At 53.4% G+C, this 26,226-nt stretch carries 19 protein-coding genes; 12 read left to right on the top strand and 7 right to left on the bottom strand.

Translation table 11 applies throughout. The annotated features are described in order from the left end of the window. The first annotated feature begins 308 nt into the window (after positions 1 to 308). Complete coding sequence (locus FDW96_RS13730; protein ID WP_061380958.1) at positions 309 to 1,898, top strand: STY4199 family HEPN domain-containing protein; 1,590 nt, start codon at positions 309 to 311, stop codon at positions 1,896 to 1,898. A gap of 27 nt (positions 1,899 to 1,925) precedes the next feature. Here the strand turns inward: FDW96_RS13730 and FDW96_RS13725 are convergent, their stop codons facing one another. Further along, positions 1,926 to 3,575 (bottom strand): alpha,alpha-trehalase, encoded by a 1,650-nt coding sequence (locus FDW96_RS13725; protein WP_137365832.1) that lies wholly within the window; start codon positions 3,573 to 3,575, stop codon positions 1,926 to 1,928. 427 nt (positions 3,576 to 4,002) lie between these two features. Here FDW96_RS13725 and FDW96_RS13720 point away from each other — a divergent pair, with 427 nt between their 5' ends. Continuing rightward, the gene (locus FDW96_RS13720) at positions 4,003 to 5,397 is read left to right on the top strand and encodes a cytochrome-c peroxidase (RefSeq protein WP_137361633.1); all 1,395 of its coding nucleotides are present in this window, start codon (positions 4,003 to 4,005) and stop codon (positions 5,395 to 5,397) included. Positions 5,398 to 5,462: 65 nt separating this feature from the next. Here the strand turns inward: FDW96_RS13720 and FDW96_RS13715 are convergent, their stop codons facing one another. Next, positions 5,463 to 6,389 carry a LysR family transcriptional regulator gene (locus tag FDW96_RS13715; protein WP_061380960.1) on the bottom strand — a complete coding sequence of 309 codons (927 nt, stop codon included), beginning with the start codon at positions 6,387 to 6,389 and terminating at the stop codon, positions 5,463 to 5,465. A 183-nt stretch (positions 6,390 to 6,572) separates the two neighbouring features. Here FDW96_RS13715 and FDW96_RS13710 point away from each other — a divergent pair, with 183 nt between their 5' ends. After that, positions 6,573 to 7,736, top strand: coding sequence for a mandelate racemase/muconate lactonizing enzyme family protein (locus FDW96_RS13710; RefSeq protein WP_137365831.1), 1,164 nt, complete (start codon positions 6,573 to 6,575; stop codon positions 7,734 to 7,736). A 78-nt stretch (positions 7,737 to 7,814) separates the two neighbouring features. On the opposite strand, the gene gorA is transcribed toward FDW96_RS13710, so the two are convergent. Then, positions 7,815 to 9,167 (bottom strand): glutathione-disulfide reductase, encoded by a 1,353-nt coding sequence (gene gorA, locus FDW96_RS13705; protein WP_042311770.1) that lies wholly within the window; start codon positions 9,165 to 9,167, stop codon positions 7,815 to 7,817. Positions 9,168 to 9,271: 104 nt separating this feature from the next. Next, on the bottom strand, positions 9,272 to 10,114 hold the full coding sequence (locus FDW96_RS13700) for a 23S rRNA (adenine(2030)-N(6))-methyltransferase RlmJ (protein WP_038635089.1): 843 nt from the start codon (positions 10,112 to 10,114) through the stop codon (positions 9,272 to 9,274). Between the two features lie 208 nt (positions 10,115 to 10,322). On the opposite strand from FDW96_RS13700, the gene prlC reads away from it, so the two are divergent. Both prlC and rsmJ read left to right on the top strand, forming a co-directional pair. Then, entirely contained in the window at positions 10,323 to 12,365 is a 2,043-nt protein-coding gene (prlC, locus tag FDW96_RS13695; RefSeq protein WP_137365830.1) for an oligopeptidase A, read from the top strand. Between the two features lie 8 nt (positions 12,366 to 12,373). Beyond that, the gene (gene rsmJ / locus FDW96_RS13690; RefSeq protein WP_042311775.1) at positions 12,374 to 13,132 is read left to right on the top strand and encodes a 16S rRNA (guanine(1516)-N(2))-methyltransferase RsmJ; all 759 of its coding nucleotides are present in this window, start codon (positions 12,374 to 12,376) and stop codon (positions 13,130 to 13,132) included. A 91-nt stretch (positions 13,133 to 13,223) separates the two neighbouring features. On the opposite strand, the gene dtpB is transcribed toward rsmJ, so the two are convergent. After that, complete coding sequence (gene dtpB, locus FDW96_RS13685) at positions 13,224 to 14,696, bottom strand: dipeptide/tripeptide permease DtpB (RefSeq protein WP_042311784.1); 1,473 nt, start codon at positions 14,694 to 14,696, stop codon at positions 13,224 to 13,226. 281 nt (positions 14,697 to 14,977) lie between these two features. Beyond that, positions 14,978 to 15,415 carry a universal stress protein UspA gene (gene uspA, locus FDW96_RS13680; RefSeq protein ID WP_003023368.1) on the bottom strand — a complete coding sequence of 146 codons (438 nt, stop codon included), beginning with the start codon at positions 15,413 to 15,415 and terminating at the stop codon, positions 14,978 to 14,980. A 392-nt stretch (positions 15,416 to 15,807) separates the two neighbouring features. On the opposite strand from uspA, the gene uspB reads away from it, so the two are divergent. Then, on the top strand, positions 15,808 to 16,143 hold the full coding sequence (gene uspB / locus FDW96_RS13675) for a universal stress protein UspB (protein WP_003023371.1): 336 nt from the start codon (positions 15,808 to 15,810) through the stop codon (positions 16,141 to 16,143). A 65-nt stretch (positions 16,144 to 16,208) separates the two neighbouring features. On the opposite strand, the gene pitA is transcribed toward uspB, so the two are convergent. Continuing rightward, entirely contained in the window at positions 16,209 to 17,708 is a 1,500-nt protein-coding gene (pitA, locus tag FDW96_RS13670) for an inorganic phosphate transporter PitA (protein ID WP_038635082.1), read from the bottom strand. A 229-nt stretch (positions 17,709 to 17,937) separates the two neighbouring features. On the opposite strand from pitA, the gene FDW96_RS13665 reads away from it, so the two are divergent. The 6 genes from FDW96_RS13665 (at position 17,938) to FDW96_RS13640 (ending at position 26,210) form a co-directional block, all read left to right on the top strand. After that, the gene (locus tag FDW96_RS13665; protein ID WP_137365829.1) at positions 17,938 to 19,134 is read left to right on the top strand and encodes an NAD(P)/FAD-dependent oxidoreductase; all 1,197 of its coding nucleotides are present in this window, start codon (positions 17,938 to 17,940) and stop codon (positions 19,132 to 19,134) included. 240 nt (positions 19,135 to 19,374) lie between these two features. Beyond that, positions 19,375 to 20,865 (top strand): MFS transporter, encoded by a 1,491-nt coding sequence (locus FDW96_RS13660; protein WP_306463082.1) that lies wholly within the window; start codon positions 19,375 to 19,377, stop codon positions 20,863 to 20,865. Then, positions 20,862 to 22,406: an FGGY family carbohydrate kinase gene (locus FDW96_RS13655; RefSeq protein ID WP_137365828.1), complete on the top strand. Its 1,545-nt coding sequence runs from the start codon at positions 20,862 to 20,864 to the stop codon at positions 22,404 to 22,406. The genes FDW96_RS13660 and FDW96_RS13655 overlap by 4 nt, the downstream gene beginning before the upstream one ends. After that, positions 22,403 to 24,082 (top strand): glycerol-3-phosphate dehydrogenase/oxidase, encoded by a 1,680-nt coding sequence (locus FDW96_RS13650; protein ID WP_137365827.1) that lies wholly within the window; start codon positions 22,403 to 22,405, stop codon positions 24,080 to 24,082. The genes FDW96_RS13655 and FDW96_RS13650 overlap by 4 nt, the downstream gene beginning before the upstream one ends. Next, on the top strand, positions 24,079 to 25,638 hold the full coding sequence (locus tag FDW96_RS13645; protein WP_137365826.1) for an FAD-binding oxidoreductase: 1,560 nt from the start codon (positions 24,079 to 24,081) through the stop codon (positions 25,636 to 25,638). Before FDW96_RS13650 ends, FDW96_RS13645 begins: the two co-directional genes overlap by 4 nt. Further along, positions 25,635 to 26,210 carry a glycerol-3-phosphate responsive antiterminator gene (locus tag FDW96_RS13640; RefSeq protein ID WP_042311797.1) on the top strand — a complete coding sequence of 192 codons (576 nt, stop codon included), beginning with the start codon at positions 25,635 to 25,637 and terminating at the stop codon, positions 26,208 to 26,210. The genes FDW96_RS13645 and FDW96_RS13640 overlap by 4 nt, the downstream gene beginning before the upstream one ends. Positions 26,211 to 26,226: the final 16 nt, after the last annotated feature.

Genomic DNA, 26,226 nt, shown 5'->3' with positions numbered 1-26,226 from the left:
CGATATTCACGTTTTAACAGGCCGAAAATTCAGTCATCGCGCCATATGTGATGCAGCCGCTTCCCGCAGCGTATCTTTGTGAATGTATTCGTTCACCCTCAGTGGACGACAGATCGGGCGTGATGTTTTCAATACAGGCGCGGGCATATCTCCTGAATAATTTTCAATGATTGTGCGGAAGTCACTGTAAAACAGATTTATTTGTTATATGAATGTATTTTAGTCTACGTCGATACATATCTGCTTTCATAGAAAATAACGACATACCATTGTGTGGCCGCACGTTTTGGGTCCTTTTAGGGAAGATGATGACCAATAGCGCGTTACAAGCGACAAGTACACCCTTTGAACGTTGTCTGGCAATCATTCGTCAGGCATCGGTAGAAATATTGCTGCTGTTAGGCGTGCATGTAGCAGAAGGCAAAGAGCCGCGATGGTTCCTCGAGCAGCTTGACCAGGCCAGACTGAATCTGGGCGGTTGGGGAGCTGTCGCCAGACGGTTGCAGATGAATGATGCGCAGTTGAGCCAGTTCACTCTGCGGCTGCGTCATCTGCAGCAGAGCGTGCCACAGTATGAAAATGGCCAGGACGTCAGTGAAAACCAGCTGATTTCTGCGCTGCGCTTCGTGGCGTCTCTGGAACAATTGCGCCAGCAACAGCCGATCCTGAAGTATGAAACTGAGATTGAACGTGCAGAGCCGGAAGCACAGATCCACGCGCAGCGTCAGCTTCGTGCAATAGAGTTAACGCTCAAATCGCTTATCGCACGAGTATGGCCGGATCAACATCCACTCAACAGCTTCCTGAAGCAGCACTTCGGGGGTGAACGTCTGCGTCGCTGGTTAAAGCTGGGTGAAAGTCGGGATGCGCTGGACGGCATGATGTTCAGCGAGCTGGCGCTGATGGTCGTGGATAAGAAATTGTTTGTACGCCACTTTACCCAGATTTTTAACGACACCTCGGTGCTGACGCTGTTTGTCGAACCCCGTCTTACGTTGCGTATGTTCCTCGATGATTGTCGGCTGGCCCGTAACGGCGTTATTGCACAGCAGCCGCTGACCTCGGTACAACTGATGCTGCTGGAGTGTCAGTACCGACAGATTACTCACCCTGTACAACGGGCATTTGCAGAACGGCGTACGCGTGTTAATCCCGCGTCGTATATGGAGTCTGATGAGGCGACCGTCCGCCAGTTCTGGGAAACGGCAAAGCAAAAGGATGAGCAGGCGGGCGGCGATAAACAGGAAATTGCCGACAGTATTGATCCGCCGGAGAAGCGAGCAAAGCGCAGTGCGGAGGAGCGTGAACAGCTGATTTCCGGCGTGTTGTGGGTCGCGGTCGGCGTGATGGTGCTGGTGATTTCGCTGGGTGCGTTCTGGTTATTCACTTCGCCAGCGCCACAGGCGTCATCCGGACAAGCCGTTGAAATCGTGCAGGAGGAGCCACGGCGTGATGCACCTTCCGCACGGGAATCTGTGACCCGAATGGGGATCACCTGGGATGCTTTTAACATGCGCGCGGCTATCGATCGCAACGATACTCGCGTGACGTCACTGTTCCTGCAAGGCGGGATGGACTGGAAGCTGGCGTGGACGGAGCAGGCATTTTCTGCGGGCAATACCGAGGTATTGAGACTGCTGCTGCGCTATCCTGCGCAGATGAACGAGAGCAAACCTTGCAGACAGTTTATGAGTACGCTCAGTCATGCCATGTCGAATGGGGCGTCACTCACTTCCTTGCACAAAAGCTACCTGCAAAGTTTTTGTTCGGTTCCGGCGGTTATCGCGCGTCAGCAGTATGATCTGGAACAGGCTCAGCGGCGCGCTCGTGCAGAGCCCAGCCCGGAGAATAAGAAGTGGCAAAAAATTCATACTGAACTCTACGATGCGATTAACTAACGGCCTGAGGAGTCAGGCCGTTAGCGGCTAAGGTTCGCCATACAGACCGATGAGTCGGCGCACCACGCCGTTTGTCCAGCCAAAGCCGTCCTGCAACGGATATTCCCCGCCGCCGCCTTCGCGCGGCATGCCGTCGGCAATATGGTATTTTTCGATAAGCTTATGGTGTTCCTGGTAAAAGAGATTCACCGTTTTCAACCAGTTACGGGCTATTTCATCGCCAAGATGGTCGTCGCCATACAGTTTGAAACCTTGAATAGCCATCCATTGCAGCGGTGCCCAGCCGTTGGGTTTATCCCACTGCTCACCGGTTTCATGTTCTGTGGCTAAAATGCCCCCCGGCGTTAGCAGGCGGCTGCGTACCGCATTGGCTAGTCGGTCGGCTTGTTCATGCGTTGCCATGCCGACATACAGCGGTACGATACTGGCGGCAGAGAAGAGGGCCATTTGTTCACGTCGCCAGTCATAATCGCGATAGCAGCCGTTTTCATCATCCCATAAGTAGCGATTCACCGCGTCGCGCCGGTCATTGGCCTTCTGGCGAAACAGCGCTTCAGCTTCTTTATCACCTTTCAGCGCCGAAATATTGGCGATGGTGCTCTCCAGCTTGTAGAGGAATGCGTTCAGGTCAATTGGGATGAATTGTGTCGTGCGTATGCTGGCAAGGCGACCTGCATCGCGTAGCCAGCGCGAGGAGTAATCCCATCCCGAGGCCGCGCCTGCACGCAAATCGCGATACACCTCATTGGGCGGTCGCCCCGAATGCTTGGCGGTCTCGACGTCTTCAAGCCACGATTCATCGCGCGGCGTATCACGATCGTCCCAATAGCGGTTGAGCAAGGATCCGTCCGACATTCTGATCACGTGGCGGTAGGCCTGGTTGAGCACCAGGGAATCGGCGCCATCCATCCAGAACGCGTACTCCATTTTTAGATGATCAAGATAACGGCGCGCGCCACGTACGCCATCTTCTTCAAACAGTTCCACCATCAGCGCAAAGACTGGCGGCTGCGAGCGGCTCAGGTAGTACGTTCGATTACCATTTGGGATGTGACCATAGTTTTCGATCATCCAGGCAAAGTTATCCGCCATACATTTCAGCAGATCTTCGCGACCGCTCTCTGCCAGACCCAGCATGGTGAAATAGGAATCCCAGTAGTAGGTTTCGCTAAAACGTCCGCCAGGCACAATATATGACTGCGGTAACGGCAGCAGAGAGGACCAGGGAATGTGATCCTGCGGTTCGCGCGTCAGCACTGGCCATAGTTGATCGATATGTTCTTTCAGCGAATTTTCCGGGTCAGAAACGTATTCACTGGAGGGGGCTTCCGGGAGCCAGAAATGGTTCTCAACAAAGCGCTTCAGATCAAAGTCCCGATGGCGTTTGACCTTGCGATAACGGATCAAAATATCCAGCGGGTCCATTTTGGGCGCACAGTCGGGGAAGGTTTTGCTATCGGCAAACAGTTTCGACGACTGAACGTGTTCGAACAGCTCAAGGTAACGATCGGCCGGGGTTAACGCATCTGAGGCGGGCAGCCCTTCAATCATCTCCGGCTCAGGCTCTGCCTCAATCATTTCATCCAGCTTTAACTCGCACGGATCCATTTCATAAAGCAGATCGATGTCGATCGTCAGTTCTTCAGAAGGGGCGTGGGGTAGTTTCTGGTTGAGCATAATGAGAAAGACCTCCGATGGACGTTGAAATAGTAAGGCTGTTGCCCGGTCGTCAGTTAAGCGTAGACATTCGCTTCGGTATTGGCTGAGTAAAGCGTGCGGTTGATCACGTTTTAGAGTCGCGCGTTATTTAAAAAATTAAACTATCTCAATGATAATAATGAATAATTCAGAATCGTGCGCGACCTTAAGATATTCCACTTTCAGAACATTCGATTGCTACGAGGTGTGAATGGGTTCAGATAACGCCTTATCTCTATAATAGGCACAGGCTATTCTATTGATAGTTCTCCTCCATGTAATTGCTTGATACTTATCAAAATAGTAATCCCCTCATTTCCTATGATGGTCAAGTCTGACAAAGACTGTGCATTAATTATTCTAATTTTTCTGGGTCACAATAACTCACAACGGTGAGGGTAAAATAATGAAAATCATTACCCGTCTTACCGCGATTGCCATAGCTGGCGTCGTGATTTGTTATTTTGGATTATCCGGTTATGTGTGGTATCACGATAATCAACGGAGCAAACAGGCTGATGTTCAGGCCTCTTCGCTGGAAGCAAATAATAAAGTTTTAGGATTCTTACGCGAAAAAGGATGCGATTATTGTCACACCCCTTCGGCTGAATTACCTTTCTATTCTTCTTTTCCTGTCGCTAAGCAGTTGATGAATTACGACATTCAACTGGGATACAAATCCTTCAATCTTGAGGCCGTTCGTGCGGCGCTGGTCGCGGATAAACCCGTTTCGCAAAGCGACCTGAATAAAATTGAATGGGTGATGCAGTACGAAACCATGCCGCCGACGCGTTATACCGCGCTGCACTGGGCCGGTAAAGTGAGCGATGCGGAGCGCGAAGAAATTCTGGGCTGGATTGCGAAACAGCGTGAACAGTACTACGCCAGTAATGATACCGCCGCGCAGCATCGTAATGAACCCGTACAGCCAATACCAGAAAGCATCCCGACCGATGCCCGGAAGGTGGCGCTGGGCTTTACGCTTTATCACGATCCACGTATTTCCGGCGACAGCACGATCTCTTGCGCGCACTGTCATGCCCTGAATGCGGGTGGTGTGGATGGCCGGAAAACGTCAATTGGCGTAGGCGGAGCGGTTGGGCCGATCAACGCGCCAACGGTGTTTAACTCAGTCTTCAACGTGGAACAGTTCTGGGATGGTCGTGCGCCGACATTGCAGGCGCAGGCAGGTGGTCCGCCGTTGAACCCAATTGAAATGGCGTCTAAATCCTGGGATGAAATTATCCAGAAGCTGGATAAAGATCCGCTATTGAAGCAAGAATTTATTGCGGTTTATCCACAGGGGTTCAGTGGAGATAATATTACTGATGCGATTGCTGAGTTTGAGAAAACGCTGATTACGCCAAATTCGCCGTTTGATAAGTGGTTACGTGGTGATGAGGAGGCGTTAACGGCCCAGCAAAAACATGGCTATCAATTATTTAAAGAAAATAAGTGTGCGACCTGTCACGGAGGTATTATTTTAGGCGGACGCTCATTTGAACCATTAGGTTTGAAAAAGGACTTTAATTTCGGCGAAGTTACTGCCGCAGATATTGGCAGGATGAACGTGACCAATGAACTACGTGACAAACTTCGTCAGAAAGTTCCAGGATTACGTAACGTTGCGCTGACTGCGCCTTATTTCCATCGCGGTGATGTGCCAACGCTTGATGGCGCGGTTAAATTGATGCTGCGTTATCAGGTGGGTAAAGAACTGCCGCAGGAAGATATCGACGATATCGTGGCGTTCCTCGAAAGTTTGAATGGGGTTTATACGCCGTACATGCAGGGTAAATAATTATTGCCCCTATCCAGCCTGGCGCATTTTGCAGGCTGGATAATTCTCCTTTACCTGGCGGGTGTTTACCTCTGCTCGCCCACGAATATTTCCCATAATTCTTCTACCGCTCTGGACATTCTGCCTGCAGGTCGAAACAGTCGGATATCAATGGGTACCCATAACCCGCACTTCTGTGGAGCCGCTGCGGCGATCGTCCCGGCCCGAACGTCCGGAGCCGCCAGATTTTCCGGCAGCCAGGCAATGCCGTCCCCGGCTTTAACCATCGCCAGCAGCGTGGCGGCCAGATCGGCGGTGAAGGCGATGTCCATACCGCGTCGGGCATGATTCACCGGTGACGTATTCGAGAGGATCCTCCCCAGACCGGATTCTGCAGAGAAGGAGAGAAACGGAAACTTTTTGCCCCCCGTAGCCTGCCAGAGCGGCTGATGAGAGCGGGGATCGCATTTGGAGTAAGGTATTAACGTTTCTCGTCCAAGGCGGACGCTGAGATATTTCGTCTGATCAAGGTTGATGTGCATGTGAGGGTGGTAATAACACAGCAGGAACTGCGCATCCCCTTTTTCAATCATCCTTTCACAGGCGCTGAGCGTGTCTGACAGCAGGCGAAATGAGCCGAAACGGGCGATTTTTTCGTTATTACGCATCAGCGCCGGAAAAAATGAGAACGACAGGGAATGCGTTGCGGAGAAAATAACATCCGGTCGGGTATTTCCCGCCGCTTCGATGGTTTCATTTCTCAGGGTGTATAGCGCCCGGATCAGTTCGGGCACCTGAGCGACGAAAACTTCCCCCGCACGGGTCAGGCTGACGCCACGGCGGTTACGTTCAAAAATCGGCGTTCCAAGCCACTCTTCCAGCGAAACAATGCGCCGACTGAATGCGGGCTGCGTCACATATCGGGAAGCGGCTGCACGGGAGAAATTGAGTGACTGCGCCAGCGCAATGCAGTCTTCAAGCCAGGTGAGTTCCAGGTGATGCCGATTTTGCATTACAGCCAGCCTCTTTGGCATTAGATCAGTAAATGAGCACTGCTTAAGATGGAGAAATACAGGACGATGGCGTCCTTAAATGCTGCCTGGATGCATTATGCCAATAATAAACCGGCATGAGTTATCACTTTTTACAGGCGCGTAAGTGCGAGTATAACTGACTAACAACCCGCCGGAGAAAACATGCGTATCCTCGATGTTGTAGAAATTACCAAACCCATCGCTTCCCCTATTCGTAACGCCTATATCGATTTCAGCAAGATGACGACCAGTCTGGTGGCCGTTATGACTGACGTTGAGATAGAGGGTCGTCGCGTGGTGGGATACGGATTTAACTCTAATGGTCGTTACGGCCAGGGGGGATTGATCCGCGAACGCTTCCGTAACCGCATTCTGGACGCTGACCCGGAAAGTCTGCTGAATGCCGAAGGCGATAACCTGGATCCGCATAAAATCTGGGACGTCATGATGAGTAATGAAAAGCCGGGGGGCCATGGTGAGCGCTCGGTGGCTGTGGGTACGCTGGATATGGCTATCTGGGATGCCGTTGCCAAAATTGCCAACAAGCCGTTGTTCCGTTTGCTGGCTGAGATGAAGGGCATTGAGGCGAATCCACGCGTCTTTGTCTACGCGGCGGGAGGTTACTATTATCCGGGTAAAGACCTGAGCGCGCTGCGTCAGGAAATGCGAGGCTACCTGAACCGCGGCTACAACGTAGTTAAAATGAAAATCGGCGGCGCATCGTTGGAAGAGGACCGTCGCCGTATCGAAGCGGTATTGACTGAAATTGGCGATGGAGCGCGTCTTGCCGTCGATGCCAATGGCCGCTTTAATCTGGAAACCAGTATTGCCTATGCCAAAATGCTACGAGATTATCCATTGTTCTGGTACGAAGAAGCTGGCGACCCGCTGGATTATTCTCTCCAGGCCGCGCTGTCAGAATTTTACCCAGGCGTGATGGCGACAGGTGAAAATCTCTTTTCTCATCAGGATGCGCGCAACCTGCTGCGCTACGGCGGCATGCGCCCGGATCGCGACTACCTGCAATTTGACTGTGCGCTTTCCTACGGTCTGGTCGAATATCTGCGTACCCTCGACGTACTGGCGCAGTTTGGTTGGTCCCCATCACGCTGCATACCGCATGGCGGTCATCAGATGTCGCTGAACATTGCGGCGGGTCTTGGTCTCGGTGGGAATGAAAGTTATCCGGATCTGTTCCAGCCGTACGGCGGTTTCCCGGATTCAGTGAAGGTGGAAGAGGGTCATATCGTCATGCCAGAACTGCCGGGCATAGGGTTTGAAGGTAAATCTGACCTGATTAAAGAGATGCGCGCGTTGGCCGAATAGCGCTGGCGGCGGTGAGATAACGCCCCTCTGGTTGCCGGAGGGGCGCGTGTTAAGTGAATAGCGTCTACACGTGGGCAATTAGCGCATAGTGACGAATTCTTCTGCCGCCGTCGGGTGAATCGCAACGGTGTTATCGAAGTCTTTCTTAGTCGCGCCCATTTTCAGCGCCACCGCGAAGCCTTGCAGCATTTCGTCCATGCCAAAACCGATACCATGAATACCAACAATCTTCTCTTCCGGACCCACGCAAACTAGCTTCATGCGGCAAGGCTGGCGGTGTGAAGTCACGGCAGTGTACATCGCGGTAAACGAGGATTTATACACTTTCACCTGGTCATCGCCGTGCTGTTCGCGAGCCTGCTGCTCGGTCAAGCCCACGGTGCCAATCGGCGGGTGGCTGAAGACCACGGTCGGGATGTTGTTGTAGTCCAGATGCTCGTCCGGCTTGTTGTTAAACAGACGCTCGGACAGGCGACGGCCCGCGGCAACGGCAACCGGCGTCAGCTCAACGGCACCGGTGTTATCGCCAACGGCATAAATCCCCGGTACGCTGGTGTTTTGGTATTTATCAACGACGATGTAGCCTTTTTCGTTGGTTTTCACGCCAGTAACGGCCAGGTTAAAGTTATCGGTGGCTGGTTCACGACCGATCGCCCAAATCAGGCAATCCACCGTTTCGCTACGGCCATCTTCCAGTTGCAGAGTCAGACTGCCGTCGGCGTTTTTAATGACCGCTTGCGGAATCGCATGAGTATGCAGGGTCGGACCTTCGGTGTTCATCACCTCGACCAGCGTCTCGACGATCATCGGATCAAAGCTGCGCAGCGGCGCGTGTTTACGCACGAACAGGTGAGTTTCTGCGCCCAGGCCGTTAATTACGCCTGCCAGTTCAACGGCGATGTAGCCTGCGCCAACAACGGCTACACGTTTTGGCAGCGCTGGCAGCTCAAAGAAACCATCGGAGTCGATACCGTATTCCACGCCTGGAATGTTCGGATGGCTCGGGCGCCCGCCGGTGGCGATCAAAATATGATCGGCAGTAATGGTTTCACCGTTCACTTCAATGGTTTTGGCATCAACGAAGCGGGCAAAGCCTTTAATCACATCAACGTTATTTTTACCCAGCACGTTGTCGTACGAGGTATGAATGCGATCGATATAGGCGGTACGGCTGGCGATCAGTTTATCCCAGTCGAACTTATTAATGGTGGTATCGAAACCGTAATCCGGGCCGTACATATGAATCGCTTCACGGATTTGTGCGGCATGCCACATCACTTTTTTCGGTACGCAGCCAACGTTAACGCAGGTGCCACCTAACTCTTTGGCTTCAATCAGTGCGCATTTCTGGCCGTACATTGCCGCACGGTTAATGGAGGCAATACCGCCGCTGCCGCCGCCAATAGCGATGTAATCATAGTGCTTGGTCATGACCGCTCCTTCATGTTCATTGTAGGGCGGAGAAGCGTTACGCCATCCGCCAAAATATTCGCGATTGTATACCTGAAATTAAAAGGTTCCACCGATGGCTGCGATTACTCCGGCACGATCCAGCTTACGGAAGTGTGTCCGGTTCCAGCGGGAACCAGCTTGCTATGTAGCCACGGCAGGACGTTGTTCATCTGCTGCTCCAGCTTCCACGGCGGGTTAATCACAATCATGCCGGACGCCGTCATGCCGCGCTGATCGCTGTCCGGGCGCACCGCCAGCTCAATTTGCAGAATTTTGCGGATACCGGTGTCTTCCAGATCGTGGATCATGCGCTTGATTTGCTGGCGCAGGACCACCGGATACCACAGCGCATAGGTGCCCGTTGCGAAGCGCTTGTAGCCTTCGTTAATGCCGGTCACTACCGCCTGGTAGTCGGTTTTGATTTCGTATGGCGGATCGATAAGGATCAACCCGCGACGGGAAACCGGCGGTAATTTTGCTTTTAGCTGCTGATAACCGTCGGCTTTGGCTACGCGTGCGCGTTCATCTTTTTGAAATTCGCCGCGCAGCAAAGGAAAGTCACTCGGATGCAGCTCGGTTAATTGCAGGCTGTCCTGTTCGCGCAGCAGCTGACGTGCAATTAACGGGGAGCCTGGATAGTAGCGCAACTGGCCGCTACGGTTGAAATGCTGCACCACGGAAATATAGGGTTCAAGTTCAGCAGGCAAATCGTCCTGCTGCCAGATACGGGCAATACCTTCCAGGTATTCACCGGTACGTTCGGCATGCTCACTGCTCAGCTGATAACGGCCTGCGCCAGCATGGGTGTCCAGATAGAGAAACGGTTTTTCTTTCTCTTTGAGCGATTCAATGATCAGGCTCTGAACGGTGTGTTTAAGGACGTCGGCGTGGTTGCCTGCGTGATAACTGTGGCGATAGCTGAGCATGGGTAATGAAATTCCGCTGAAATGACGATTTGCGACAGTTTACAGCAGATCGGCACAGATTACCCGTAGGCCCGGTAAGCGTAGCACCACCGGGCGTCTTTCCGTCACGGTGAGCATTGAAATCCTCTACACTTAACCCCATTGTACAAATTAATATGCACAGCGCCGGATACGCGCTTCATTCACTCTTTTCAACAGGACCGCGCTAATGACCAATCCATTGCTGACTCCCTTCGAACTGCCGCCGTTTTCTAAAATTCAGCCCGAACATGTTGTGCCAGCCGTTACTAAGGCGCTGAACGATTGTCGCGAAAACGTTGAGCGAGTCGTTGCGCAGGGCGCGCCGTACACTTGGGAAAATCTCTGCCAGCCGCTTGCTGAAGTGGACGATGTGCTGGGGCGTATTTTCTCTCCGGTCAGCCACTTGAACTCGGTGAAAAACAGCCCGGAACTGCGTGAAGCCTACGAGCAAACACTGCCGCTGCTCTCCGAGTACAGCACCTGGGTTGGACAACATGAAGGTCTGTACAAAGCGTACCGCGACCTGCGTGATGGCGACCATTACGCCACCCTGAACACTGCACAGAAAAAAGCGGTCGATAACGCGCTGCGTGATTTTGAACTGTCCGGTATCGGCCTGCCGAAAGAGAAACAGCAGCGCTACGGCGAAATCGCCACCCGTTTGTCCGAGCTGGGTAACCAGTACAGCAACAACGTGCTCGACGCCACCATGGGCTGGAGCAAGCTGGTGACCGACGAAGCTGAACTCTCCGGCATGCCGGAAAGCGCGCTGGCGGCGGCGAAAGCGCAGGCCGAAGCCAAAGAGCAGGAAGGCTACCTGCTGACCCTGGATATCCCAAGCTACCTGCCGGTCATGACCTACTGCGACAACCAGGCGCTGCGTGAAGAGCTGTATCGCGCCTACTCCACCCGCGCCTCCGATCAGGGGCCGAACGCGGGCAAGTGGGACAACACCCCGGTGATGGAAGAGATCCTCGCGCTGCGTCACGAGCTGGCGCAACTGTTGGGCTTCGAAAGCTACGCCTTTAAATCTCTGGCCACCAAAATGGCGGAAAACCCGCAGCAGGTGCTCGACTTCCTGACCGATCTGGCGAAACGCGCCCGTCCGCAGGGGGAAAAAGAGCTGGCCCAGCTGCGCGCCTTCGCCAAAGCCGAATGTGGCGTTGAAGAGCTGCAGCCGTGGGATATCGCGTACTACAGCGAGAAACAAAAACAGCATCTGTACAGCATCAGCGATGAACAACTGCGTCCGTACTTCCCGGAAAACAAAGCCGTTAACGGTCTGTTTGAAGTGGTAAAACGTATTTACGGCATCACCGCGAAAGAGCGTACTGATGTTGACGTGTGGAACCCGGAAGTGCGCTTCTTCGAACTGTATGACGAAAGCAACGAACTGCGCGGCAGCTTCTACCTCGACCTGTACGCCCGCGAACACAAACGCGGCGGGGCGTGGATGGACGACTGCGTCGGCCAGATGCGCAAAACCGACGGCACGCTGCAAAAACCGGTCGCCTATCTGACCTGTAACTTTAACCGTCCGGTGAACGGCAAACCGGCGCTGTTTACCCACGACGAAGTGATCACCCTGTTCCACGAGTTCGGTCACGGCCTGCACCATATGCTGACCCGCATCGAAACCGCCGGGGTGTCCGGTATTAACGGCGTGCCGTGGGATGCGGTCGAACTGCCAAGTCAGTTTATGGAAAACTGGTGCTGGGAGCCGGAAGCGCTGGCGTTTATCTCCGGTCACTATGAGACCGGCGAACCGCTGCCGAAGGAACTGCTGGATAAAATGCTGGCGGCGAAAAACTACCAGGCCGCGCTGTTTATCCTGCGTCAGCTGGAGTTCGGCCTGTTCGACTTCCGCCTGCACGCGCAGTACAACCCGGAGCAGGGGGCGAAGGTCCTTGAGACGCTGGCCGAAATTAAGAAACAGGTCGCCGTGGTGCCTGGCCCAACCTGGGGCCGCTTCCCGCACGCCTTCAGCCACATTTTTGCCGGTGGCTATGCGGCGGGATACTACAGCTACCTGTGGGCCGACGTGCTGGCGGCGGATGCATTCTCCCGCTTCGAAGAAGAAGGCATCTTCAACCGCGAAACCGGTCAGTCATTCCTCGATAGCATCCTGACCCGTGGCGGTTCGGAAGAGCCGATGACGCTGTTCAAACGCTTCCGCGGCCGTGAACCTCAGCTCGATGCCATGCTGGCGCATTACGGCATCAAGGGCTGATTGTTCGCGTGAAAATTTGTTTACTGGATGAAACGGGCGCCGGAGACGGCGCCTTATCTGTTCTGGCCACCCGCTGGGGGCTGGAGCATGATGAAGACAACCTGATGGCGCTGGTGATGACGCCGGAACATCTGGAATTGCGCAAGCGAGACGAACCGAAACTCGGCGGCATCTTCGTCGATTTTGTCGGCGGTGCCATGGCGCACCGACGTAAATTCGGCGGCGGTCGTGGTGAAGCGGTGGCGAAAGCCGTCGGCATCAAAGGCGATTATCTGCCGGACGTGGTTGATGCCACCGCCGGGCTGGGGCGCGATGCGTTTGTGCTGGCCTCCGTCGGCTGCCGTGTGCGGATGCTGGAACGCAATCCGGTGGTCGCCGCGTTACTCGACGACGGTCTGGCGCGCGGCTATGCCGATGCGGAAATTGGCCCGTGGTTGCAGGAACGTTTACAGCTGATTCACGCCTCAAGCCTGACGGCGTTAACCGATATTACCCCACGTCCACAGGTGGTCTATCTCGACCCGATGTTCCCGCACAAGCAGAAAAGCGCGCTGGTAAAAAAAGAGATGCGCGTGTTTCAGTCGCTGGTGGGGCCGGATCTGGATGCTGACGGTTTGCTGGAACCGGCGCGTCAGTTGGCAACCAAACGTGTGGTGGTGAAGCGCCCGGACTACGCGCCGCCGCTGGCTGACGTGGCCACGCCTAACGCGGTGGTGACCAAAGGGCATCGGTTTGATATTTATGCCGGAACCCCTCTGACGGAGTAACGGATTGCCCGATGGCGCTACGTTTATCGGGCCTACAATTCTCAATTATTTGTAGGCCGGATAAGGCGTAAGCCGCATCCGGCACTGAGTATTACTGTTCGGTACTTGGCGTATTAATCATTCGGTTCAGCCATGGCACCATAATTGCCATTACGACCGTTACCGCCAGCGTCACCAGGCCTATCTTACTGAAGACATTGGTATAGATAGGCAGCGTTTGCAGTGGGTCGGTGATGTTTTCCGGTACTGCGGTGAACGTCGCGACATAACCCCCCATCAGGAAAGCGGCTGCCTGGGTCAGGAACCACATCCCAAGAATAAAGCCCATCAGGTGCTGCGGCACCAGCGCGGCGACCATCGCCAGTCCCAGGGCGCTTATCAGCAGTTCACCCAGACTCTGGAACAGATACACCAACACGATAAACCACGGCGACGTCAGTCCCTGCGCATCGGCAAACCACATTCCGGCAGCAGCAGCGGTCAGGAAGCCCAGCGAACACAGGAACATACCGAGTGTAAACTTCATCGGCATGGTCAGGTCTTTGCCTTTGTTTCCCAGACGGGTATAAATTGCGGCCAGCACCGGACTTGCCAGTACCACCCAGAACGGGTTCAGCGCCTGGAAGCTTACCGGGTTGATGGCGAAACCAAGAATTTCATGGTGCACGTTATTGATAGCAAAGAAGTTAAGTGACGTAGGCATCTGTGCGTACAGTACATAGAACACGACCGCTTCCAGCATCAGGATAAAGGCCACGAACATCTTGTTGCGCCCGGTTTTATCCAGTTTGAAGGCCTGACGGAAGAAAATGATCGTCACGGCAATCGACAGAACGATCAGCACCAGGTTGGCAATCTTCACGTTGTGCATCAGCCAGGCGCAGATAAATATCGTCACTACCGTACCGGCCAGCACGCAGAATAGATTACGGAAATTCAGCGGCTTATGATCTGGCTCAGAACCGATATTCTTCACCATCCCACGGCAGGCAAAGTAGACCAGCAGTGCGACGATAAGCCCGGCCCCGCACAGGTTGTAGGTCACCGCGTAGCCAAACTTATCGGCAATCACCGGCGCCAGCGACAGCGACAGCAGCGAACCGATGTTAATCGACATATAAAACAGGGTGAAAGCGCCATCCAGTCGGGCGTCTTTCGGTGGATAGCATTTTGACAGCAGGCTTGCCGGGTTGGCTTTAAACAGCCCGTTACCCACGGCAATGGTACCCAAAGCAATAAAGATCAGATCGGGCTTGAGTAGCGACATCCCGGTCATGAAGTAGCCGATCGCCAGCACAATCGCACCGAGTACCAGCGTGCGCTTGGTCCCTAACAGGTGGTCGCCGACGTAGCCGCCGATCGAGATCAGGCCGTAGACCAGTGCGGCAAAAGCACCAAAGGTGACGAATGCCTGTTCCTGAGAAAAACCGAGTTGCTTAACAAAAAATACCGCCAGGATGCCCTGAACGCCGTAATAGCCAAATCGTTCCCATAATTCCACAAAGAAGATCATGAAGAACGGACGAGGTTGCTGCAGCAAGCCCGTAGGTGCAGTTTTATTCATATTCCATCGCCTTTCAAAGCCATCCCGAAAAGTATGAACGCGTATGCTTAAACGCGCCGAAAAAGTCTTGTTTTGTTATAGACTGCGGCGATTAGCCGTGCGGGTAGAGTATTATACAGATAGTTTTCGATCCAATTAGTTGATCACACTAATTATGATTTGTTTGTTGGGTTGATGTACTAATTGTGTCCGGATGATAAAAACAAAAACGCCCGCGCGAGCGGGCGTTTACAGGCTTTACTGTTTGCAGCGGGCCGGGTTATCTCCCGGCGGCAAGCATTTTATGCTTCTTCGTCGTCACGTAACGGAACAATCAGCATGTCGACGTGGACGGTGTTGATCAGTTGACGTGCGGAGGACATCAGTTTGCTCCAGAAATCCTGGTGGTGACCACAAACGACCAGATCCATGTCGTATTTTTTGATGGCATCAACCAGAACCTGGCCCAGGTCGCCGCTACCGCTCAGGGTTTCGGTGATAGGGTAGCCTGCGTTGGTGGACAGCTCGGTTAACGCGTGGTGGGTTTCTTCAGAAATACGTTTCTGCATGTCGCCCAGATTCACGTCGATTAGCCCGGTGTACAGGTCGGAATAGTTTACGTCAACGTGGATAAGGGAGACTTTAGCATTGTAAGGCCGCGCCATGGAGACCGCTTTTTCAACCAGAACTTTGCTTTCCGGAGAAAGATCAACCGCGATAAGAATGTGTTTATAAGCCATAGTGTTACTCCTTCCATAAGTTGTCGATGACTAGCCTGCTGGCGTTTATCTGCCGCCGCGTCATTCGCGTCCTGCGAACCTTATGCGCGGGGCTAGCCCAGTCGTAAAAACGTATCATATAAGGACTATCCTTACATTATAGCGACCAGGATAATCCGTCAATCCGCCTTGCTTGCCAAGCAGTTAAACAAATTTTTTAGTTAATTGCATTGATAGCGATTAACCTTCTGGCAAAAAAATTAACTAATCTCCTACACTATTTAGAGAGGCGCTCGGATGCGTGATACTAACACGAGCGGTTTCGGTAGCACTCTTCACTGAATGATTGGTAGGGTATCGGGGAGCGGTAGTCCCGGAAAGGAGTTCCGTGGGCGGGTCGCCGGGGAGGAGATATGATAAGCACCATTGCGTTGTTCTGGGCTTTGTGTGTCGTTTGCATTGTTAATATGGCGCGCTATTTTTCTTCGTTACGCGCACTGTTAGTGGTACTTCGTGGTTGCGATCCATTACTTTACCAGTATGTCGATGGTGGGGGATTTTTTACCTCGCATGGGCAACCCAACAAGCAGATGCGTCTGGTGTGGTATATCTACGCTCAGCGTTACCGCGATCATCATGATGATGAATTTATACGCCGCTGTGAGCGGGTTCGCGGTCAGTTCATTCTTACCAGCGCGTTATGCGGACTGGTGCTTATCAGCATGGTTGCGCTGATTATCTGGCACTGATTACCAACAACAGATACAAAAAAAGCGGGTCAGTTTCCTGACCCGCTTTTTTACCGTGCATCCGCTTAGATAAGCTTCAGGGAGAGCCAGTACAGCACCCCGGAAAGAATAATCGCCGCCGGCAGGGTGAAGACCCAGGCCATCAGAATGCTGGTTACCGTTTTACGCTGTAAACCGCCGCCATCAACAACCATCGTTCCCGCAACGGAAGAGGAGAGAACGTGGGTGGTGGAAACGGGCATACCGGTGTAGCTGGCAAGACCGATAGAGACTGCAGCGGTCATCTGCGCCGACATCCCCTGGGCATAGGTCATGCCTTTCTTACCGATTTTCTCACCAATGGTAGTGGCTACGCGACGCCAGCCAATCATCGTACCAATACCCAGCGCCAGTGCGACGGCCATAATGATCCAGATAGGCGCGTACTCAATGGTGCTCAGCATATCAGCTTTCAGTTTTTTCAGCAGACGTTGATCGTCGGCGCTTACGCCAGGCAATTTCACCACTTTATCTGTAGTATCAGAGATACACAGCATAATACGGCGCAGCTGACCACGCTGTTCAACGCTTAACTTGTCGTAGGTTTCCAGATTCGCCAGCATACCTTTCGCACGCTCAAGCGCGTTGATGGTATTCGCCGGGTGGCAATGGAACTCTGTCGATGCCGTTGTGACCGTTTCCGTCGGGGACGGAATCAGCTGGTCAACGCCAGTCGCCTGCTTGAGCAGGTCCGGGCGTTGCTGGAAGAAGACTTCGACGTTATTGATAGCATCGCGGGTACGGGTAATTTCGTAACCGGAAGCATTCATATTCACTACGAAGCCCGCAGGCGCTACGCCAATCAGTACCAGCATCACCAGACCAATGCCTTTCTGACCATCGTTCGCGCCGTGAGAAAACGCCACGCCGATAGCGGAGAGGATCAGGGCAATACGCGTCCAGAACGGCGGCTTTTTCTTGCCGTCTTTCTTTTCACGTTCTGCCGGGGTCAGGTGGATACGGGCACGTTTTTTCGTACCACTCCAGTAGCGACGCAGAATGAAAATAAGACCGCCAGCAACCACCAGGCCGACAATCGGCGAGATGATAAGCGAGGCAAAAATCCCCATCACTTTCGGGATGTTAAGTGCGTCCACCACCGAGGTGCCGTTCATCAACGCATTGGTTAAACCAATACCGATAATCGCGCCAATCAGCGTGTGGGAGCTGGATGCAGGTAAACCAAAGTACCAGGTACCCAGGTTCCAGATAATTGCCGCCAGTAGCATGGAGAACACCATGGCGAGGCCATGTGATGATCCCATATTTAGCAGCAGATCCGTTGGCAGCATATGCACGATGGCATACGCTACGCTGAGACCACCCAGCAAAACACCAAAGAAGTTGAACAACGCAGCCATGACCACCGCCAATTGCGAACGCATTGCACGGGTATAGATCACGGTTGCGACAGCATTGGCTGTGTCATGGAAGCCGTTAATTGCTTCATAGAACAGCACGAAAGCCAGAGCAAGCAATAGTAAAAGCCCGGTATGTAAATCCAGGCCAGCAAACAAATGTAGCATAGGACGTTACGCCATTTTGAGGACATGAACGCGGCGCATTATCAGTGACTTTGGCGGCGCGGGCAAAGTGAAATATAGAGTTTTTTTGATTTGTCTCCTGCTTTGTTTTACACCACTAAAGAATTATCCTATATATTTCAGATAAATACCCTTTATCGGTAGTTTGGCGCTGGTGCGACCACTGAGGAATCTTTACAATTCACCTCCGCTTTTTAGAGAGGATCGCAACGTGGAAAGGTTTGATACCGTTATTATAGGCGCTGGCGCAGCGGGTATGTTTTGTGCCGCGCAGGCAGGACAAGCAGGTAGTCGTGTGCTGCTGATTGATAATGGTAAAAAGCCGGGACGCAAGATCCTCATGTCTGGCGGGGGCCGCTGCAACTTTACCAACCTTTATGTCGAACCTGCCGCGTATTTGAGTCAAAACCCGCATTTTTGCAAATCGGCGCTGGCGCGTTACACCCAGTGGGATTTTATCGATCTGGTGGGCAAGCACGGTATCGCCTGGCACGAAAAAACGTTGGGTCAGCTGTTTTGCGACGATTCTGCCCAGCAAATTGTCGATATGCTGGTGGACGAGTGTGAAAAAGGTAACGTAACTATGCGGTTACGGAGCGAAGTCCTCAGCGTTGAGCGGGAGGGTGAAGATTTCATCCTGGCGCTGAACGGGATGACTGTCGGCACGAAAAAACTGGTTATCGCCTCTGGTGGTCTTTCGATGCCGGGTCTGGGCGCGACGCCGTTTGGCTATAAAATTGCCGAACAATTCGGTCTGAACGTGTTGCCGACGCGCGCAGGTCTGGTGCCTTTTACTTTACACAAGCCGCTGCTGGAGCAGCTTCAGGTGCTCTCTGGCGTATCCGTTTCCTCCGTTATCACCGCCGAGGACGGTACGGTCTTTCGTGAAAACCTGCTCTTTACGCATCGCGGGCTTTCTGGTCCGGCCGTGCTGCAGATTTCCAGTTTTTGGCAGCCAGGTGAATTTGTCAGCATTAATTTGTTGCCGGATGTTGACCTTGCGAGCTTCCTTGATGAACAGCGCAGCGCCCACCCTAATCAGAGCTTAAAGAATACGCTTGCTATGCAGTTGCCAAAACGCCTGGTGGAATGTTTACAGCAGTTAGGGCAAATCCCGGATGTCTCGCTGAAACAACTGAACGTGCGCGATCAGCAAACGCTGGTGGAGACCCTGACCGAATGGCGGGTGCAGCCGAACGGTACGGAAGGGTATCGTACCGCTGAAGTCACGCTGGGCGGCGTGGATACCAACGAGCTGTCATCGCGCACAATGGAAGCCCGCAAAGTGCCAGGACTCTATTTTATCGGTGAAGTGATGGACGTCACCGGCTGGCTGGGTGGATACAACTTCCAGTGGGCATGGTCGAGCGCCTGGGCGTGCGCGCAGGATTTGAACGAAAAAAACTAACTTAATACCTCCGACGCAGGTGGCGGGTATAAACGCCTGTCGCCTAACTTTTTTTAAATGCTTGATTAACAATTGTGCTACATATCACAAAATTAAAGCCAGCTTAAAAAGTCGCTTTGACACGCTTTGCCTTACCTTCTAGAGTGGAAAAATACAGATTTTAGATAAGAGACTATCTGTGAAATTAAGATGGTCTCTTATTGCATTTTTTTAGCTAATGGCGACCTTCTTCCGAATATTATGAAGGGGAAAGCCATGTCCGCATGCTCATTCTCAAATCCGATAAAAATCCGTGGCGTTGATGACGTTATCAATTGCATCGATTCTCGCGGAAAAATAAGTGGCAGAGCCGGTATTATTTGGTGGTTAGCATTAGGCGGCCTGTTTCTTGATGCTTTTTCAAATTCAGCTCTGAGTGCTGGATTAAATCCAATGACCCGCAATTTAAATCTGAGCGCAACTGAAGTTGCGTTACTTACCTCATTTTCATCGTGGGTTGCCATATTATTTAATCCCATTGGCGGCTGGATTGCCGATCGCTGGGGGCGTGTACCACCGCTGATTATCGCCAAAGTAATGGCGGTGATTGGTGCGCTGTTGGTGATGTCATCCTCCAGTTTCAGCACCATAATCGTGGGCCGCTTCTTTGTTGGCGTGTCTTATGGGATGGATTTTGCCGTGGCCATGGCGATGCTGGCAGAGTTCACGCCAGTGAAACTAAAAAGCCGTTTAAACACCTGGCAAGGGGTTTGGTATGTTGCGGTTTGTTTAAATCTGGCATTAGCGCTGATGTTTTATTCCTGGGATGTTGGGGATGCTATCTGGCGTTATTCTATTGCCGTGACAGCGTTATGTGGACTCATCGTACTTTTTTTCCAGTTCCGTTATTTAGTAGAAAGTCCGGTATGGTTGGCGAGAAAATCACGGCTTTCTGATGCTGTGATCGCTATGAATAAAATATACGGTGATAATTTTATTCTGGCGCCAAAAGCGGAGCAAAAACCTGTCATTGGGCAAGCAGAAAAAGGGGCGAGAAATGTACTGCTAATATTCCGTGGCGTATATTTACCGCGTACGATTCTGGCTTCTACGGTTCAGATCTGCCAGTCAATCCAATATTTTGGTGTCGGCTGGTATTTGCCGGTTATTAGCGCCGCGATGTTCGGTAAAAACTTTGTGTACGCAACCTTGTGTTCACTATTTTTTAACGTATTTGGTATTGTTGGTGGTTTCTTGTCTCCTGCAATCGGTCGTCGTCTGGGCTTGCGCCGCTCTTCGGCGATCGGTTTTGCCGTGGCTTTTCTCGTACTGCTCACGCTGGGACTGTTCAGCGACAGTATGCCGCTGTGGGCCTCTTTGCTGGTTCCCGCGTTGTTTATTCTTTGTCACTCAGGTGGACCCGGTGCAAACGGGAAAAGCCTTTCATCCCTCTCTTTTCGCAGTGAACTGCGGGCAGGCGCGAATGGCGTGGTCGGTGCGCTCGGGGCAATAGGTGCGGCGCTCGGTCTGTTTATCTTCCCCGTTTTCCGTGATCTCTACGGCTTGCAAACGACCTTCCTGATCATGTCCGCCGTGCCGTTGTTCGCCAGCATCGTCTGCTTTGTGATCCCATGGGATCCCACTCGCACCACGATTCAGCCGGATAACGAGCCTGGCGCCCCGCAGTTCGAATCACCCCATTCACCCTATCCCGAGTCGATGGCCCCAGAATCAAACAGGAGTACGAAATGATTGAATATGAAGATGTCATTCTGGCTATTGATGAAGGTACATCTGGTACGCGTGCGGCAGTGGTGGGGCGAAATAGCCAGGTCCACTGCCTTGAATACCAACCGCTTCAGGTCAGTAGCCAGCGCCATGGCGTTGTTGAACAAGATGCTGATGAAATTTTGCAGGCCACTATTGCGGTATGTCGTACAGCGATTGCTAATGCGCAGCACAGCAAGATGCGTATTGTGGCGCTGGCGATTGCGACGCAACGTTCAACGGCGGTGCTCTGGGATGCAGACACTGGCAAGGCGCTGGCACCTGCGATGGTCTGGCAGGATGCACGTTTTACGGATGAGCTGGCGCGACTTGCTCCCGAATGGGATGCGAAACTGCTGCCGGTAATTGGACGACCGGTTGGGATACGTTCACCTTACCTCTGGGCGTCATACCATATCGCCAATACACCGGCAGTGAAGAGCGCGCACCAGGCCGGAACACTGGTTTTTGGCACCGTTGACAGTTGGTTGCTCTGGCATCTGGCGGAAGAAAAAAAATGTGTCACTACCCCCACCAACGCCACCTCTGCGGGCGCGTATTGCCTCAACGAGCATCAGTACCATTTGCCATGGCTGCAGACCCTGAGGTTCCCGACGTCATTGCTGCCTGAATTGCACGATGATACCGATGATTTTGGCTCTACACGTGAAGATATCCTCGGGATCAGCGTCCCGATCCGGGCTTGCGCCGGGGATCAGTTTGCGGGGGCTATTGGGCTGGGTTGCACTGAGCGCGGGCAGGCGTTGTGTATGCATGGGACCGGCAGCTTTGTTGATTTAATGATGGGGCCGACGGTGCCGACATTGAAAAAAAGTTGTGAAAGTACGCTCACCATGACCGCGCGCCGACAAAAAGGACGCTCGCACTTCTCTGTAGAAACATTCGTCCCGACGACCGGTTCGGCCCTGAACTGGGTGTGCGAAAAGCTGCGTTGGTTCGACTCACCCGAGCAAATCAGCGAGCTGGCTGCGCAGACCAATGATTCTGGCGGCGTGAGTTTCATTCCAGCATTAACGGGGCTGCGTGTTCCTCATTTGCAGCCGCATGCCCGCGCCTCGCTTAACGGTATTTCAATCTCGACCACGCGTCCGCAGGTGGCCTACGCCATTCTGGAAGGCATTGCGCATTCGGTAGCCGCCTGTATGCGCGCGAATGAAGCGGCAACCGGCATCGCAACGCAAGAGCTGGTGGTAGGCGGCGGGTTGTCCAATAGCGACACGTTATTGCAAATCCAGGCCGATGTTAGCGGGATCCCCGTACGACGGATGGCCGAAACGGCGAGGGCCAGCTTACGCGGCGCGGCGTTTCTGGCGGGAGCCGATGGGCTGCTGTGGGATTCGTTGTCTGATGCCTGCGCCACGCTGAAAACGGCGCGTCTGTTTGAACCCAAAATCAGTCATGACCTTCGCGAACAAAAAATCAACCGCTGGGAGATGCGTATTGCGCTCGAAATGGAAACCGCCAGCAGCCTCACTACCGCTAATCAGGAGCACGCCGACTCATGAAGTTTTTCCCTTCGCGAAAGCCAAACAAAACACGCAGTGATATGTACGGCGCCGAGCCGTTGCGTCTTCAGCGTCCTGAGCAACTGGACCGGCTGGAAAGCGAAACCTACGACATTCTGATTGTCGGCGGCGGAGTGACGGGAGCCTATGCGGCGCTGGATGCCAGCCTGCGCGGCTATCGGGTGGCGTTAATTGAGAAGAGTGATTTTGCCTCGGGGACGTCATCGAAGTCATCAAAAATGGTGCACGGCGGCCTGCGTTACATCGAGCAAGGGAACCTCGGACTGGTACGTCATTCTTTGCTCGAACGCCAGCGCATGCGCCGCAATGCTCGCCATCTGGTGCAGCGGCTGCCCTTTTTATTTCCGGTACTCGATAAGAATGGCGTGTTTGATAAACGCATGTCCTCTGCGTTTGAAAGTCTGCTCTGGACCTACGATCTCGCCGGGGGATGGCGGGAAGGTATTCTTCACCAAAAATTAACTCCGGCGGAAGTGTTATCGCACTGCCCAACGCTGAAAGAAGAGCAGCTCTCCGGTGGCTTTATGTATTTCGATGCCCGCGTTGATGACGCCAGGTTAACGCTTGCCCTGGTACGGACGGCGGCGTTTCATGGGGCGACGGTGACAAATCATGCCGAAGTCATCGAAACCACACGCGACCAGCATGGCAAGGTCAATGGGGGCATCGTGTATGCCGATGGCAGGGAAATCCGGGTCAAAGCGCGGGTGGTCATTATGGCGACGGGCGTCTGGTTGCGTGACTGGAGTGGGCTGAAAAAAGGGGAATCATCGCCGCTGAATATCCGTCCGGCGAAGGGGGTTCATGTCGCCATCCCGTGGATGAAAATTCGCAATGATTGCACGGTGACCATTCCGGTGGCCGGACGCAGTCGGCGCGCGACCATCACGCGCTGGGGCAACGTCTCCTATCTGGGCACTACGGATGAAGACTATCAGGGCGATTTGAACGATGTTCACTGCAATCGCACTGAACTGGACTTTCTGCTGGAAGGCGCAAACTCGGCGCTGAAAACGGATCTGCGCCCGGAAGATGTGGTGGGAAGTATCGCTGGTTGCCGCCCGCTTGTCGGTAGCGCGGGCGGCAAAACCGTTGAGATGAAGCGTAACCATGAGATCAGGGTTGCAGCGGACGGACTGATTACCATTGTCGGCGGCAAACTGACGACATCACGCCACATGGCGGAAGAAACCATTGATGCGGCCAGCAAAATACTGGGCCGTAAAAAAGCCTGCTCAACGAAAACTGCGTATTTGCTGGGCGCGGCTGGCTATGACCCACAGGCCATTCTGGCCTCTGGCGGCCTGTCTGCGCATCTGGGCGAGCGCTATGGCACCGAAGCGCATTTTGTCAGTGACATTATTCAGGCCGATCCCTCGCTGGTTAAACCTATTGTGGAAGGGCTTCCCTACACCGAAGCGGAAGTGGTGTATGCCGTACGCCATGAGCTTGCCAGCACCATTGATGATGTGCTGTCGCGTCGAATTCGCGCGCGTCTGATGGCACGCGATGCGTCAGCCGCTGCCGCTGAACGCGTTGGGGAGATACTGCAACAAGAACTCCGGTTACAGCCTGAACAGGTGGCAAAACAGGTAGCCAGCTATCAGGCCGCAATTAAACATGAAAAATCAATGCTTATGGGGACATCAGAATGATCAGTAAAGAAGCGATTAAACGTGGTTACAACCGTGGAAACTATACCGTTGGCGCACATACTCGCCCCGCATGGGCAACGGATATCACCCGCAGCAATGGCGCAAAAGGAATGCAGGTAGATCCCGTTGCGGTTAGCGAAGCGACGTGTGACCGGCTGCGGGTGATTGCTGATGAGGTGCTGACGTCGGAGTCCGATGTGATTACCTGGACCCGCGACTGGTGGGCCGGTTCGATGATTGCGGAAACCCAGGGCGCGCCCGCCACCTCAAAAGGCGTGATTGTACGCGTTTCTACCGTAGAACAGATTCAGGACGTAATGCGCCTCGCCAGTGAATCCGCTATTCCGGTCACAGTTTCTGCCGGGCGCAGTAACGTTACCGGAGCCGCATTGCCGTTGCGCGGGGGGATTGTGCTCGACGTTTGCGAACTCAACAAATTGCTCGATTTTGACCCGCAAAGCCAGATTGTTGAGGTAGAAGCCGGCATGTTTGGCGATATTTTCGAGAAAACTATTCAAAAAGAGTATGGCATGACCATGGGGCACTGGCCGTCATCGTTTGGGATCAGTACTGTCGGCGGTTGGGTTGCCTGTCGCGGTGCGGGACAGCTATCTACACGCTACGGAAAAATTGAAGATATGGTTTTTGGCATGGATGTGGTGCTGGCTGATGGGCGCTTAATCACCGTTGGCGGTTATGCCCGCAGCGCTATCGGACCTGATTTACAGCAAATGTTTATCGGTTCGGAAGGCACGCTGGGCGTGATTGTACGTGTGCGTTTGAAGCTACATCGTCTGCCGGATTATGGCCGTGCCATCGCCTGGGGCTTTTCCAGTTTTGCCAGTGGGCTGGAGGCGTGTCGTGAAATCTTACAGCATGGCGCTAATCCAGCGGCACTGCGCTTGTACGATAACCTGGAAAGCGGCGTGCAGTTTGGCCTGCCCGAGACCAATGTCCTGTTGATTGCGGATGAAGGAGAGCCCGACATTGTCGACGCGGTGCTGGCGATCAGTGAACGTATTTGTCAGCAGAGCGGAGAAGAACTTGACGGTGAATCTATCTTTGAGCGCTGGCTGGATACCCGGTATCTGACGGGAAAAAGCGCCGAAGGCTTTAAGAAAAGCCCCGGCCTGGTGGCGGATACGCTGGAAATGGTGGGGCGTTGGCGCGATCTCAGCGCGGTTTATGATGATGTGGTGGCAGCGATCAACGCCGTACCGGGCACGCTGGCGGGGTCAGCGCATCAGTCTCATGCCTATGTCGATGGCGCATGTCTTTACTTCTCGCTGCGTGGCGATGTACCCGTCGAGCAGCGTGCGGCCTGGTATCGTGCGGCATGGGATGCGGCAAATGCGGTACTGATTAAACACAATACTTCCCTTAGCCATCACCATGGCGTCGGGTTGCTCCGTTCCCCCTACATGCAGGCTTCTTTAGGCGAATCGCTGTCGGTTCTGGCTGATATTAAAAAAGCGCTGGATCCGCAGAATATCCTTAACCCGGGCAAGCTGGGCTTAAGCGCCCAGCTTCACGCGCATCAGGCAGGTCAATCATGATAAAAAACCTTGGCGTGCTTCTGGCACGCCAGCCCGTCATCATGGCGATTTACGGTATTGAGCAACTGAAAACCGCACTGTCCAGCAAAGCTGAAGTCTGCATTATTGCCAATATCGATCTGATCAAGCTTCAGCCGGTGATCGAACTGCTGTCGAAGGCGGGAAAGTACGTCATCGTGAATATCGACAGTTGTAATGGGCTGTCTCAGGATAAAGGCGGCATTGATTATGTGGCCGAAACGGGGGCGATGGGGTTGCTTTCCACGCGTCTGCAAACCGTACAGCGCGCGAAAAAATGCGGGCTGATCACCATGCAGAAAATCTTCGTCACCGACCGCTCCACCTGGCTACGCAGCCTCAAAGCCGTGGAGCAAAGCGAACCCGATTATGTGCAACTGATGCCTGCACAGATGCTGCCGTTGCTGCCGCAGGCCGATCGTAATGTGTTGCCGCCGATTGTGGCCTCCGGGTTTGTCTGCAATGAGGAACATGCCCGGACGGCGCTGTTGCACGGCGCGATAGCTGTATCAAGCAGCGACAGCGCGTTATGGGATGTGAATTTGCTACGTTAAACCACCGGGAGCCAAA

Source organism: Citrobacter sp. TBCS-15 (assembly GCF_005280815.1).
GTDB lineage: Bacteria > Pseudomonadota > Gammaproteobacteria > Enterobacterales > Enterobacteriaceae > Citrobacter > Citrobacter werkmanii.
Note: the sequence above shows the minus strand (reverse complement) of the source record. Positions and strands in the feature narration are given on the sequence as shown.

Coding starts and splice junctions, on each gene's coding strand:
- FDW96_RS13720 (WP_137361633.1), top strand. CDS start 4,003: ATGAAAATCATTACCCGTCTTACCGCGATTGCCATAGCTGGCGTCGTG.
- uspA (WP_003023368.1), bottom strand. CDS start 15,415: ATGGCTTATAAACACATTCTTATCGCGGTTGATCTTTCTCCGGAAAGC.
- FDW96_RS13725 (WP_137365832.1), bottom strand. CDS start 3,575: ATGCTCAACCAGAAACTACCCCACGCCCCTTCTGAAGAACTGACGATC.
- FDW96_RS13700 (WP_038635089.1), bottom strand. CDS start 10,114: ATGCTCAGCTATCGCCACAGTTATCACGCAGGCAACCACGCCGACGTC.
- FDW96_RS13660 (WP_306463082.1), top strand. CDS start 19,375: ATGAAGGGGAAAGCCATGTCCGCATGCTCATTCTCAAATCCGATAAAA.
- gorA (WP_042311770.1), bottom strand. CDS start 9,167: ATGACCAAGCACTATGATTACATCGCTATTGGCGGCGGCAGCGGCGGT.
- uspB (WP_003023371.1), top strand. CDS start 15,808: ATGATAAGCACCATTGCGTTGTTCTGGGCTTTGTGTGTCGTTTGCATT.
- prlC (WP_137365830.1), top strand. CDS start 10,323: ATGACCAATCCATTGCTGACTCCCTTCGAACTGCCGCCGTTTTCTAAA.
- FDW96_RS13715 (WP_061380960.1), bottom strand. CDS start 6,389: ATGCAAAATCGGCATCACCTGGAACTCACCTGGCTTGAAGACTGCATT.
- FDW96_RS13710 (WP_137365831.1), top strand. CDS start 6,573: ATGCGTATCCTCGATGTTGTAGAAATTACCAAACCCATCGCTTCCCCT.
- FDW96_RS13655 (WP_137365828.1), top strand. CDS start 20,862: ATGATTGAATATGAAGATGTCATTCTGGCTATTGATGAAGGTACATCT.
- FDW96_RS13645 (WP_137365826.1), top strand. CDS start 24,079: ATGATCAGTAAAGAAGCGATTAAACGTGGTTACAACCGTGGAAACTAT.
- FDW96_RS13650 (WP_137365827.1), top strand. CDS start 22,403: ATGAAGTTTTTCCCTTCGCGAAAGCCAAACAAAACACGCAGTGATATG.
- FDW96_RS13640 (WP_042311797.1), top strand. CDS start 25,635: ATGATAAAAAACCTTGGCGTGCTTCTGGCACGCCAGCCCGTCATCATG.
- pitA (WP_038635082.1), bottom strand. CDS start 17,708: ATGCTACATTTGTTTGCTGGCCTGGATTTACATACCGGGCTTTTACTA.
- dtpB (WP_042311784.1), bottom strand. CDS start 14,696: ATGAATAAAACTGCACCTACGGGCTTGCTGCAGCAACCTCGTCCGTTC.
- FDW96_RS13730 (WP_061380958.1), top strand. CDS start 309: ATGACCAATAGCGCGTTACAAGCGACAAGTACACCCTTTGAACGTTGT.